Raw genomic sequence first — 11,872 nt, 5'->3', positions numbered from 1 at the left:
TGCGTGTGGAATCCGTGGAAGCCGCGTGCAAGACCCTTGCGTGCCGGGCGCCGAGGTCATAAGACTGCGGGGGAGAAGTAGAACGCGTACTAGTTCGCGCGGGGCAGTCGCCGGACGGCCCGCCACGCCGGCGCTGTGCAGAGTGTGCAGGAGAGGACGAGCTCATGGCCGCGGAACCCGTCATCGTCGAAGCCGTACGCACCCCCATCGGGAAACGCGGGGGAGCCCTGGCCAACCTCCATCCCGCCTACCTCCTCGGCGAGACCTACCGCGAACTCCTGGCCCGAACCGGAATCCAGCCCGACTGCGTCGAGCAGATCGTCGGCGGCACCGTCACCCACGCCGGCGAACAGTCCATGAACCCCGCCCGCAACGCCTGGCTCGCCATGGGACTCCCGTACGAGACCGCCGCGACCACCGTCGACTGCCAGTGCGGCAGCTCCCAGCAGGCCAACCACATGGTCGCCAACATGGTCTCCGGCGGCGTCATCGACATCGGCATCGCCTGCGGGGTCGAGGCCATGAGCCGCGTCCCGCTCGGATCCGGCTCCAAGCACGGCCCTGGCAAGCCCTTCCCGGACGAGTGGAACGTCGACCTCCCCAACCAGTTCGAGGCCGCCGAGCGGATCGCCCGGCACCGGGGCCTGACCCGCGAGGACGTCGACCGGCTCGGCGTGCTCTCGCAGGAGCGGGCCGCCACCGCCTGGGCCGAGGAGCGCTTCAAGCGCGAGACCTTCGCCGTCCAGGTGCCGACGACGGAGGAGGAGCAGGCCGCGGGGCAGGGCATGTGGCGGCTGGTCGACCGGGACGAGGGGCTGCGCGACACCAGCATGGAGGGCCTGGCCCGGCTGAAGCCGGTCATGCCGACGGCCGTGCACACCGCCGGGAACTCCTCCCAGATATCCGACGGCGCCGCCGCCGTGATGTGGGCCTCGCGCAAGATGGCCCGCGCGCTCAAGCTCAGGCCGCGCGCCCGGATCGTCGCCCAGGCGCTGGTGGGCTCCGACCCGCACTTCCACCTGGACGGCCCGATCGACGCCACCCGGGCCGTGCTGGGCAAGGCCGGGATGTCCCTCAAGGACATCGACCTCGTCGAGATCAACGAGGCCTTCGCCTCCGTCGTCCTCAGCTGGGCGCAGGTCTTCGGCCAGGACCTGGAGAAGGTCAACGTGAACGGCGGCGGCATCGCCCTCGGCCACCCCGTCGGCGCCACCGGCGCCCGGCTGATCACCACCGCGCTGCACGAGCTGGAGCGGCGCGACAAGGAATTCGCGCTGATCACCATGTGCGCGGGCGGCGCGCTGGCGACCGGCACGATCATCCAGCGCCTGTGAGCACCGCTCCGGGCGCCCGCTGAACCCCCTGGGATGGGATGGGCGGAAGGCCCCGGTGGCCGGCCTGGGGAGGCCGGCCACCGGGGCCTTCACACGTCTGCTGCTGTGGTGCCCGCCGGTCTAGTACCAGTGGTTGGCCTGCCAGAAGTTCCAGGCCTCGACGGGGCTGCCGTAGCGCTCGTTCATGTAGTCCAGGCCCCACTTGATCTGGGTGGCCGGGTTGGTCTTCCAGTCCGAGCCCGCGGAGGACATCTTCGACGCGGGCAGCGCCTGGACCAGGCCGTAGGCGCCGGAGGAGGAGTTCGTGGCGGTGTAGTCCCAGCCGCTCTCGTGCGTGACGATCTTGTCGAAGGCGGCGAACTGGGCCGGGTCCTTGATCATCTGCTGGGCGATCGCCTTGGCGCCCGTCGGAGCCGCCTGCGCCGGAACGGCGGCGAGCACGGAACCCGCGACACCCAGGGCGAGCACGGAACCGGCCAGAGCCTTCTTCGAAGCGGCGATGCGGCGGATGACAGCGTTGGACACGGAGGAACCTTCCGACGGGAACAAGGACGGCCGCCGCATGCCGAAGACATGCGTGAACCACTCACACAGGTGGGAGGGGCTCTGCCGGCGGGGGGCTCGCGCCCCGGCCGCCTCGGCGACATCACCCAGTTAGCCAGGCCCCCGACGCCCTGGCAAAGCCCCCGCCTACTAGCCGCCCTCGCACACCGGGACCCGCGCCCCGGCCCCAAACGCGGGCGGGAGCGGGCCGGGCGGGCTACTAACCCGGGCCGGATGTGACCTGGGTCCTGTGGGCCGCCTCACCGGCAGACCGCCCGGATGTCACCCCACGTAACCGGTCAGACCCTGTGTGGTGGGTGTCCCGCGTCACTTCCAGCCCCCGAATCGAAGGAAACGGGCGCGTCGAACGCGGCTTTCCGAGTCGCCCTGCGCAGCGCCCTCAGCAGCGTGCCGCCGAGGGTGAGCGTGAGGACGACCGTCAGCGCGGCCCGCCCCAGGTCCCAGCCCACCGAGGTCGCCAGGCAGTACGCGGCGAAGCGCGCCAGGTTCTGCGGCACCGGGTCACCGGGGTGGAAGGAGATCCCCTGCCCCATGCCCTGCAGGAGCACCCAGCCCTGCAGGTTCATGACCGTGCCGTACGCGAAGGAGCCCAGGAACCCGTACGCGGCGAGCATCGCCAGCTCGGCCCGCCCCCGGATCCGCTCCGGCCCCGGCAGCAGCCCGGCACCCAGCGAGAACCAGCCCAGGGCCAGCATCTGGAACGGCATCCACGGCCCGACCCCGCCCGTGAGCAGCGCGGACGCGAACATCGTGACGGAGCCGAGGACGAAGCCGAAGCCGGGGCCGAGGACACGGCCGCTGAGCACCATCAGGAAGAACATGGGCTCCAGGCCGGCCGTGCCCGCGCCCAGCGGCCGCAGCGCCGCCCCCACCGCGGCGAGCACCCCGAGCATGGCGACGGCCTTGGAGTCCATGCCGTTGTCGGCGATGGTCGCGATGACCACGGCGACGAGGAGGGGGAGCAGCGCGGCGAACAGCCACGGGGCGTCCTGGGAGTGGGCCAGGCCGGACTGGCGGTCGGCGAGCAGGGGCCAGCCGAAGGCGGCGATGCCGATGAGGGTGACCAGGACCAGGGCCGCGGCGGCGCGTGGGCCGACGCGGACGGGGCGGGGCGGCGCGGGGGGCTTCGTCACGGGGGGCTTCGTCACGGGGCGGTCTCCAGGGCGGCGGCGACCTGGGACACCGTGAGCCAGTGGCCCGGCGCCAGGACCTTCGCCACCTGGGGCGCGAAGGCGGGCGAGGAGACGACGACCTCGGCCGTCGGACCGTCCGCGACGATCTCCCCGCCCGCCAGGACGACCACCCGGTGGGCCAGCTCGGCGGCCAGCTCCACGTCGTGCGTCGCCAGGACGATGGCGTGGCCCTCGGCGGCGAGTCCGCGCAGGGTCGCCACCAGGCGGGCCTTGGCCGCGTAGTCCAGACCGCGGGTCGGCTCGTCGAGGAGGAGCAGGGCCGGGCGGGCCGTCAGCACCAGGGCCAGGGCCAGGGTCAGGCGCTGCCCCTCGGACAGGTCCCGGGGGTGGGTGTCGTCCGGCACCCCGGGCAGCAGGTCGCCGACCAGGGCCCGGCAGGTCCCGGGGGCCGCCCCGGCGTCGGCGTCGGCCGCGGCGCACTCGGCGGCGACGGTGTCGGCGTAGAGGAGGTCGCGCGGCTCCTGCGGCACCAGGCCGACCCGGCGGACCATCTCCGGGGGCGGGGTGCGGTGCGGGGTGCGGCCGCCGACGGTCACCTGGCCGGTGGAGGGGGCCAGGGTGCCGGTGAGTGCGGCGAGGAGGGTGGACTTGCCGGCGCCGTTGCGGCCCATGAGGGCGACGGTCTCGCCGGGGGCCACCTGGAGGGTGACGTCGTGCAGGACCTCGGTGCGGGCGCGGCGCACGCCGAGGTTCCTCGCGGAGGCGGCGGTACGGCAGGCCTCCGCCGGGGTGGCGGGGCCGGCGTCCGCGCCCGGCTCCGGACGGCGTCCGGCCAGTCGGCGGAGCCGGGCGAGGAGGCCGCTGCCGGTGGCGTTGCCCGCCGGTGCCGGTGCCGGTGCCGGTGCCGCGGGGGCCGCTGCGCGGGGCTGGTCCCCTACCCGCCCTTCGCCCGTTCCCCGGGGCTGCGCCCCGGACCCCCTGGGGGCTCCGCCCCCAGACCCCCGCGCCTCAAACGCCGGCGGGGCTGGAATTCGCTGCGCGAATCCAGCCCGCACAGCGTTTGGGCGCACCGGGGCGGAGCCCCGTTCTTCCAGCCCCGCCGGCGATTGAGGCGCGGGGTCAGGGGCAGCGCCCCTGGACCCGTCCCGCGCAGCGGCAGTTCCGCAGAGCGGGTCCGGGCCGGTCGCCACCGGCAGGGCCGGCAGGGCCGGGACGAGGGACAGGCGGGACCTGAGCGGAGCGGCCTGGCGGCGGGCGTCGCGGATCGAGAGGGGCAGCGGGGTCCAGCCCGCGAGACGGCCCAGGGAGACCACCGGGGGGTGGACCGGGGAGACGGCCATGATCTCGGCCGGGGTCCCCAGGCGCGGGGGCTCGCCCGGGGACGGGAGGAGCAGGACGCGGTCGGCGTACTGGACCACCCGCTCCAGACGGTGCTCCGCCATCAGCACCGTCGTGCCCAGGTCGTGCACCAGCCGCTGGAGCACCGCCAGTACCTCCTCCGCCGCCGCCGGGTCCAGCGCGGAGGTCGGCTCGTCCAGGACGAGCACCTTCGGGTGCGTCGTCAGGACCGAACCGATCGCCACCCGCTGCTGCTGGCCCCCCGAGAGCGTCGCGATCGGGCGGTCGCGGAGTTCGTTCAGGCCGAGCAGGTCGAGGGTCTCCTCCACCCGGCGCCGCATCACCGCGGGCGGCAGGCCCAGGGACTCCATCCCGTACGCCAGCTCGTCCTCCACCACGTCCGTCACGAAGTGGGACACGGGATCCTGCCCGACCGTGCCCACCACGTCCGCCAGCTCGCGCGGCATGTGCGTACGCGTGTCCCGGCCCGCGACCGTCACCCGCCCGCGCAGCGTCCCGCCCGTGAAGTGCGGGACCAGCCCCGACACCGCCCCCAGCAGGGTCGACTTGCCGACCCCCGACGGGCCGACGAGGAGCGTCAGCTCCCCTTCCGGGAGGGTGAAGTCCGCGTCGCGGAGGGACGGCCGCGCGGCACCGTCGTAGGTCACCGACACCTGCTCGAAGCGGATCAACGGGAGGACTCCTCGGAAGGTACGGGGGCCACGAAGGCCGGGAGCAGGCCGATCAGGACCGCCGCCGCGGGCCACAGCGGCAGTGCGGGCGCGACCAGCGGGACCACGCCCGGCCGCAGCCCCTCCGGATCCACCGAGGCCGCGTGGACCAGCAGCGCCGCGACCGCCGCGCCCGAACCGGCGACCAGCCAGGCCCGCACCCCCCACCGGTCCGGCCGGTACCGGGTGCGGAGGCTGCGCCGGCCGCCGAGGCGCAGCCCCGCGAGGGCCAGCACGAGGCCGATGCCGAGCACGGGCAGCCCGTACGCGGCACCCTCCGCCGCGAGCAGCCCGTACGTGCCGGCGCACATGCCGAGCAGCCCGCCCAGGGTGAGGGCGTTCGTGGTGCGCCGCACGGCCGGCGGGACCTGCGCGGTACGCCCGTAGCCGCGCGCGTCCATCGACGCGGCGACCGCGACGGAACGTTCCAGGGCGCCCTCCAGCACCGGCAGCCCGATCTGGAGGACGGCCTTCACCCCGCCCGTGGGGCGCCCGCGGAGCCGGCGGGCGGTCCGCAGCCGGGCCACGTCCGCGACCATGTTCGGCGCGAACGTCATGGCCACGACGACGGCCACGCCCGCCTCGTAGAGCGCGGTGGGGAGCGACTTCAGCAGCCGCGCCGGATTGGCCAGCGCGTTCGCCGCGCCCACGCAGATCAGCAGGGTCGCCAGCTTCGCGCCGTCGTAGAGGGCGAAGACCAGCTGCTCGGCGGTGACCCGGCCGCCGAACCGGATGCCCTGCGCCCAGGAGGGCAGCGGGACCTCCGGGAGGGTGAACAGGGTGTGTGTGCCGGGGATGGGCGAGCCCAGCAGCATCGAGAAGACCAGCCGCAGCCCGATGACGAACAGGCCGAGCCTGACGAACGCCCCGTAGGAACGCGCCCACGGCGCCTGCGTCCGGCGCGCCGCCACCACGTACCCGGCGACGCCGACGATCAGCCCGAGCAGCAGCGGGTTGGTGGTCCGGGACGCGGCGGTGGCAAGCCCCAGGGCCCACAGCCACCAGGCCCCCGCGTGCAGGGCGTTCCCGCGCCGTGCCTCGGGGGCCCGCCAACGCCTCCGTCGGTCGTACGCCGGCGCGTGCGGGGTACCCGGCCGCCCGGCGGCACCGCGCCCGGCCGGGGATATGGGGGCACGTGCCGCGCCGTGCGTGCCCGCGCCGAGGGTGGGGCGCGGCGTCATCGCCTGCGGCGGCGGGACTGCCAGACGGCGGCGGCGCCCAGGGCGAGGACCGCCGCGACGCCCAGGAACAGGCCGGCCGAGGGGCCGCTGCCGGGGGAGTCCGAGCCGGCGTCCGCGGCTGCCGAAGCCGAAGCGGAAGCCGCGGCCGCGGCCGAGGCCGCTGCCGAAGCGGAAGGCTTCGGCTGTGCCGCGTCCTCGATCGGCTCGCCGCAGCCCGTCTTCGGATAGCCGGAGATCCCGCACAGCAGCGCCGCGCCGTTGTAGCGCAGCGGCTTCGCCACCTCCGCCAGCGCCTCGGCCGCCGTGGCCGCGGGCGCCAGCTGCGCACAGGCCGTACGCGGGCTGCCCTGCGGCGGGGCCTCGCCGGCGGGAGCGTCCTCGGGCACGCCGAAGTCGACGACGAGCGCCACCCGCTTCTTCCCCTCCGCCGGAGCGGTGCCGCCGCAGACCGCCTCGAAGTCGGCGGCGGCGCGCGGCCGGGCCGCCTCGGCGGCGGCGTCCTTGCTCACGGAGAAGCGGAACCCGAGCACGGCGCCGTCCGCGGGGCGGGCCGTCGAAGGGCCCTGGGTGGCGTACGCCCAGCTGCCGCCCGCACCGTCCCAGAACGACCAGTAGCGGTAGCCGGCCGCCAGGGCGGGGGACGCCGCGAACAGGGCCAGTACGAGGCCCAGCACGGCCAGGACGCCGGTCAGCGCGCCGGCCGTGCGGCGGGCCCGGGTGCGGGTGCGGCGGCGGATCACTGCTGCTTCTTCCTGCGGCCGCTCAGCAGGATGCCGATGCCCATGCCGGCCGCGGCGCCCGCGCCGACGATCCACCAGATGTTCTGGTTCCCGGAGCCCGGCTTCTCCTCGCCCTCCACCTTCTGCGGTTCGGCGTCGGGCGCGACCGGGGCCGGGCCCGTGGCGTTCAGCGCCGCCACCAGGTCGACGCCGCCGAAGGCCTTCGGGTCGGTGCCCGTCGCGTGGGCGGTCAGGACCAGGGTGGCCAGTGCGGCCGGGTTGCGGTTGGCCCACGCGGTGGAGTTCTTCTGCAGCCACTCCAGGGCGCCCGCCGCCGCCTGCCGGTGCCCGGCCGCGGCCAGGGCGATCACGGCGTCGGCGGTGTTGCCCGTGTCGGCCGTGGGCTGGTCGGAGCCCGGGGTGACGGCCGTCAGGTGGCCGTCCTTCTTCAACGCCTCGGCCAGGTAGCCGGCCGCGCCCTGGGCCGCTCCCGCCGGGTCGGCCGGGCCGGCCGGGCAGGCCAGGGCGGCGGCCGGGGTGTCCGTGGCGGCCGGCTCGACGACGATGCCCTTGCCCAGGGCGGCCAGCGCGGCGGCGGCCGTGGCGTCGGCGTTCGCGGCGAGCTTGCCGTCGGCCGGCTGGTACCCGAAGGCGCCCCGGTCGGCGGCCGGCTCGGCGGAGCAGCCGAGCTGGAAGGAGAGCAGGCCGTCGTACGCGGACTTGCCCGCCTTCGACTTCACCTCGGCGGGCTTCTCGCCGGCCGTGGCGAGCGCGCTGATCACGAGGGAGGTGGAGCTGCCCTCGCTGGGCGAGCCGGGCACGTACGCCCAGCCGCCGTCGTCGTTCTGTACGGACTTCAGCCAGTCCGTCGCCTTCTTGACCTGCGCGTCCTTGCCGCCGAGGGCCTTCATGGCCTGCACGGCGACCGCCGTCGCGTTGGTGTCGTACATCGTCTTGTCGTCGCAGGCCGCGCCGGCGTCCGCGCGGAACGAGGCGAAGCCGCCGCCCGCGCACTGCTGGCCGGTGAGCCAGTCCACGGCCTGCGCGGCGGGCTTCAGGCCCACCGTGCGCTGCGCGAGCAGCGCGAGGGACTGGCGCCACACCCCGTCGTACGTCGGGTCGGCCTTGCCGAACAGGCCCGACGGGACGACCGGCGGCGCGGAGGGCGACGGCGTGTCGGCGAGGGCGGCGGGGGCGGCGCCCACGCAGAGCACGGCGGAGGCGGCGAGCGCGGCTGCGCTGCGGCGGACGTTCATGGCGGGGCGGGTGCCTCTCGTACGGGGGGCGGGAGACAGGCACGCGCAGGCACCGGGCTCCGGCTCCGTTTACCTCGACGGTGCCGGCCGCCGGAGGCCCCGGCGGCACGAGCCGCGCACCTCCGGCACGGGGCATTCCGGCTGCCGTCCCGCGTTGTGCGGGCCGGGTCACGGCTGCGGGTCAGCGCCGGATTCGCACCGGCTTCCCCCCATACGGATGTGTGGACGACGGGCTCACTCTACCGGCCCGTAGCTCCCGGGCCCCGGGGCCCGGGGGCCCGTACGGTCGGCCCTGGCCGATACCCGCCGCCGGGCTACAGCGCCCGGTAGGCCACCGGCTCCGTCCCGGAGACGGCCTCCGCCCGGCCCTGCTTCACCAGCCGCCGCAGATGCGCCTCCGCCTCGGAGACGGCGATGTTCCGGGAGCCGTACGGGATCTGCTCCCAGGGCCGGTTCCACTCCATCCGCTCCGCGAGTTCCCAGGGGGTCAGGGGCTCGGCCAGCAGCCGCCACAGCCCGGTCAGCCGCTCCTCGTGGTGCTCCAGCAGCTCCCGGACGCGGGCGGGCGCGTCGGTGAAGGCGTACTGGTGGGCCGGGAGCACCTCGGCGGGCGCCAGGCGGCCGACGCGTTCGAGGGAGTCGAGGTAGTCGCCGAGCGGGTCGGTGACGCGGGTGTCCTCCGGGGCCTCGTACAGGCCGATGTGCGGGGAGATCCCGGGCAGGAGGTGGTCACCGGAGAAGAGCCGGCCGTTGCCGGGGAGGCCGGCGGGGTGCCGCTCCTCCAGGTGCAGGCAGACGTGGCCGGGGGTGTGCCCGGGGGTCCAGATCGCGCGGAGCCGGCGCCCGGCGAGGGGCAGCAGCTCCCCGGGGACGATCTCCCGGTCGGGCACGGCGGCACTGAGCCCGGGCAGGGTGCGCACGCGGCCGCTCGCCCGGGCCGTGCGGAGCGGGGCGACGTGCTCCTCGGGCGCCCCGGCGGCGGCCAGCTTCCCGCTCATGTAGTCGAACCAGACGCCTGGCTCGGAGGAGCGGGTCCGCAGCACGACCTCGGTGTCGGCGGCGTGCATCGCGATCCACGCGCCCGACGCCTCCCGGACCCGCCCGGACAGGCCGTGGTGGTCGGGGTGGTGGTGGGTGATGACCACCCCGTGCACGTCGGCGACGGCGATCCCGAGAGCGCCGAGCCCGGCGGTCAGGGTGTCCCAGGAGGCGGGGTCGTCCCAGCCGGTGTCGATCAGGACGGGCCCGGCGTCGGTGTCGAGGACGTGGACGAGGGTGTGGCCGAGGGGGTTGTCGGGGATCGGGACCTGGATGGCGTGGACACCGCCGCCGTGGTCGGTGACCTGTGGCATGACCTCTGGCATGGGTGCTCCCTGGGTGGTCCGCTGGTTCGCTGATTCGCTTGTTCGCTGGTTGGTCCGCTGGGTGGTGGTTCGCCGGCTCGACCCCGCTCTGACGAGAACGCGTTTCAGTAGTAGCCCAAGTCGACCGTTTCCCAAAAGCCCTGACCGCTCATCGGATCATCCGGAGCCCTGTGCCGACCGTGGACTCCTGGAACTAGAACTGGTATCAGTTCTGCGACATCGGTGAGATCGTGCGCAGCCCCTGGAGGCATCGGACATGACCGAGCTCGTGGAACACGGCCAACTGTTCATCGGCGGGGAATGGACCGATCCGCTGGGCACCGGCACCATCCGGATCGTCTCCCCCCACACCGAGCAGGTCATCGGCAGCGTCCCCCACGCCTCCGAGGCGGACGTGGACCGGGCCGTCGCCGTCGCCCGCAGGGCCTTCGACGAGGGGCCCTGGCCCCGCCTGTCCCTGGAGGAGCGGATCGCCGTCGTCTCCCGCATCAAGGACGCCATCGCCGTCCGGCACGAGGAGATCGCCCGCTCCATCAGCTCCCAGAACGGCTCCCCGTACTCCTGGAGCGTCCTCGCCCAGGCGCTCGGCGCGATGATGGTCTACGACTCCGCCATCAAGGTCGCCGCCGCCTACCCGTACGAGGAGCGCCGCCAGGGCGCGCTCGGCCCGATCCTCGTACGCCGCGAACCGGTCGGGGTCGTCGCCGCCGTCATCCCGTGGAACGTCCCCCAGTTCGTGGCCGCCGCGAAGCTCGCACCCGCGCTGCTCACCGGCTCCTCGGTGGTCCTCAAGCCCTCGCCCGAGGCCCCGCTGGACTCCTTCATCCTGGCGGACATCGCAAGGGAGGCCGGGCTGCCCGAGGGGGTGCTGTCCATCCTGCCCGCCGACCGGGAGGTCAGCGAGTACCTGGTGGGGCACCCCGGCGTCGACAAGGTCGCCTTCACCGGCTCCGTCGCCGCCGGCAAGCGGGTCATGGAGGTCGCCGCCCGCAACCTGACCCGGGTCACCCTCGAACTCGGCGGCAAGTCCGCCGCCGTGATCCTCCCGGACGCGGACCTGGCGGCCACCGTGGCGGGCATCGTCCCCGCCGCCTGGATGAACAACGGCCAGGCGTGCGTGGCGCAGACCCGGATCCTCGCCCCGCGCAGCCGCTACGAGGAGGTCGCCGAGGCCCTCGCGGCAGCCGCCGGCGCCCTCGTGGTCGGCGACCCGTTGGACCCGGCGACGCAGCTCGGGCCGCTGGTCGCCGAGCGGCAGCAGCGGCGCTCGCTGGACTACATCCGGATCGGCCAGGAGGAGGGTGCGAAGGTCCTGGCGGGCGGCGGTCGCCCGGCGGGCCTGGAGCGGGGCTGGTACGTGGAACCCACCCTCTTCGGCGACGTCGACAACTCGATGCGGATCGCCCGCGAGGAGATCTTCGGCCCGGTCGTGTGCCTGATCCCGTACGGGGACGAGGCGGAGGCCGTACGGGTGGCCAACGACTCGGAGTTCGGCCTGAGCGGCAGCGTCTGGACGGCCGACGTGGAGCACGGCATCGACTTCGCCCGGCGCGTGCGCACCGGCACCTTCAACGTGAACACCTTCAGCCTGGACATGCTGGGGCCGTTCGGCGGCTACAAGAACAGCGGCGTGGGGCGGGAGTTCGGCCCGGAGGGACTGGGCGAGTACCTGGAGCACAAGATGATCCACCTCCCGGCGGGTGCGTGATGGGGGACCGAGGGGACCGCTGGCAGGTCGAGGTCGACCGGGGGGTCTGCATCGGGTCGGGCATGTGCGTGACCCACGCCCCCGACGCCTTCACCCTCGACTCGGCCCGCCAGTCCCACCCCCGGTCGGCGGAGACGACCGCCAACGAACCCACCCTGACGGCCGCCGAGGGCTGCCCGGTGGAGGCCATCCTCATCACCCTGTCGGGCACGGGGGAGGCGGTGTTCCCGCCGGAGGAGTGAGGGGGGCGGGGCGGGGGGTGGGGGCGGTGTCCCCTGGGGCGGTCTCATCGATGGTTGGGGGCTTCCCGTCAGTCCCATCGTCCTTCCGGTTCGGGCCGCCCTGTCAAGGGCGCTCCTTCGTCGCGTCACTTCGTGATCGCCTTCGGCGACCCTTGACAGACCGTCCCGAACCGGAAAGCCGAAAGACTGCCGGGAAACCCCCAAAGAAACGGGACGGATGATCCTTGGAGGGGCGGGTTTCTCAGCGATGAGGCGAGGGGCCGGGCGCCGGCCCGCCCGACATACGGCTCCCCATGTCCGTG

At 74.6% G+C, this 11,872-nt stretch carries 10 protein-coding genes and 1 riboswitch; of the genes, 3 read left to right on the top strand and 7 right to left on the bottom strand.

The window, feature by feature from the left end; translation table 11 throughout:
• Positions 1-164: 164 nt before the first annotated feature.
• On the top strand, positions 165-1,334 hold the full coding sequence (locus D1J60_RS11240) for a steroid 3-ketoacyl-CoA thiolase (RefSeq protein WP_125603843.1): 1,170 nt from the start codon (positions 165-167) through the stop codon (positions 1,332-1,334).
• A 120-nt stretch (positions 1,335-1,454) separates the two neighbouring features.
• Here D1J60_RS11240 and D1J60_RS11235 read toward each other — a convergent pair whose 3' ends face one another.
• From D1J60_RS11235 to D1J60_RS11205, 7 genes are all read right to left on the bottom strand, one after another.
• Positions 1,455-1,898 (bottom strand): transglycosylase SLT domain-containing protein, encoded by a 444-nt coding sequence (locus tag D1J60_RS11235; RefSeq protein ID WP_125595411.1) that lies wholly within the window; start codon positions 1,896-1,898, stop codon positions 1,455-1,457.
• 278 nt (positions 1,899-2,176) lie between these two features.
• Positions 2,177-3,046 (bottom strand): ECF transporter S component, encoded by an 870-nt coding sequence (locus D1J60_RS11230; protein ID WP_125821007.1) that lies wholly within the window; start codon positions 3,044-3,046, stop codon positions 2,177-2,179.
• Complete coding sequence (locus D1J60_RS11225; protein WP_125821006.1) at positions 3,043-5,061, bottom strand: ABC transporter ATP-binding protein; 2,019 nt, start codon at positions 5,059-5,061, stop codon at positions 3,043-3,045. The genes D1J60_RS11230 and D1J60_RS11225 overlap by 4 nt, the downstream gene beginning before the upstream one ends.
• The gene (locus D1J60_RS11220; protein ID WP_125821005.1) at positions 5,058-6,281 is read right to left on the bottom strand and encodes an energy-coupling factor transporter transmembrane protein EcfT; all 1,224 of its coding nucleotides are present in this window, start codon (positions 6,279-6,281) and stop codon (positions 5,058-5,060) included. Before D1J60_RS11220 ends, D1J60_RS11225 begins: the two co-directional genes overlap by 4 nt.
• A complete protein-coding gene (locus tag D1J60_RS11215) occupies positions 6,278-6,952 on the bottom strand; it encodes an SCO2322 family protein (RefSeq protein WP_125823969.1) in 675 nt (224 codons plus the stop codon). The genes D1J60_RS11220 and D1J60_RS11215 overlap by 4 nt, the downstream gene beginning before the upstream one ends.
• Before the next feature lie 65 nt (positions 6,953-7,017).
• Positions 7,018-8,256, bottom strand: a complete 1,239-nt coding sequence (locus D1J60_RS11210) for a prenyltransferase/squalene oxidase repeat-containing protein (RefSeq protein ID WP_125821004.1) — start codon at positions 8,254-8,256, stop codon at positions 7,018-7,020.
• Between the two features lie 130 nt (positions 8,257-8,386).
• Positions 8,387-8,465, bottom strand: a riboswitch (cobalamin riboswitch).
• Positions 8,466-8,570: 105 nt separating this feature from the next.
• Positions 8,571-9,620: an MBL fold metallo-hydrolase gene (locus D1J60_RS11205; RefSeq protein ID WP_125821003.1), complete on the bottom strand. Its 1,050-nt coding sequence runs from the start codon at positions 9,618-9,620 to the stop codon at positions 8,571-8,573.
• A gap of 256 nt (positions 9,621-9,876) precedes the next feature.
• Between D1J60_RS11205 and D1J60_RS11200 the strand changes: the two genes are divergently transcribed.
• The gene (locus D1J60_RS11200; RefSeq protein WP_125821002.1) at positions 9,877-11,328 is read left to right on the top strand and encodes an aldehyde dehydrogenase; all 1,452 of its coding nucleotides are present in this window, start codon (positions 9,877-9,879) and stop codon (positions 11,326-11,328) included.
• A complete protein-coding gene (locus tag D1J60_RS11195) occupies positions 11,328-11,570 on the top strand; it encodes a ferredoxin (RefSeq protein WP_125821001.1) in 243 nt (80 codons plus the stop codon). The genes D1J60_RS11200 and D1J60_RS11195 overlap by 1 nt, the downstream gene beginning before the upstream one ends.
• The last annotated feature ends 302 nt before the right edge of the window (positions 11,571-11,872 follow it).

The sequence above is a fragment of the Streptomyces sp. W1SF4 genome (genome assembly GCF_003950035.1).
Classification (GTDB): Bacteria; Actinomycetota; Actinomycetes; order Streptomycetales; family Streptomycetaceae; genus Streptomyces; species Streptomyces racemochromogenes.
The sequence above is the reverse complement of the archived record's forward strand: the minus strand, read 5'-3'. Positions and strand labels throughout refer to the sequence as shown.

Coding starts and splice junctions, on each gene's coding strand:
- D1J60_RS11240 (WP_125603843.1), top strand. CDS start 165: ATGGCCGCGGAACCCGTCATCGTCGAAGCCGTACGCACCCCCATCGGG.
- D1J60_RS11235 (WP_125595411.1), bottom strand. CDS start 1,898: ATGCGGCGGCCGTCCTTGTTCCCGTCGGAAGGTTCCTCCGTGTCCAAC.
- D1J60_RS11220 (WP_125821005.1), bottom strand. CDS start 6,281: ATGACGCCGCGCCCCACCCTCGGCGCGGGCACGCACGGCGCGGCACGT.
- D1J60_RS11210 (WP_125821004.1), bottom strand. CDS start 8,256: ATGAACGTCCGCCGCAGCGCAGCCGCGCTCGCCGCCTCCGCCGTGCTC.
- D1J60_RS11205 (WP_125821003.1), bottom strand. CDS start 9,620: ATGCCAGAGGTCATGCCACAGGTCACCGACCACGGCGGCGGTGTCCAC.
- D1J60_RS11200 (WP_125821002.1), top strand. CDS start 9,877: ATGACCGAGCTCGTGGAACACGGCCAACTGTTCATCGGCGGGGAATGG.
- D1J60_RS11195 (WP_125821001.1), top strand. CDS start 11,328: ATGGGGGACCGAGGGGACCGCTGGCAGGTCGAGGTCGACCGGGGGGTC.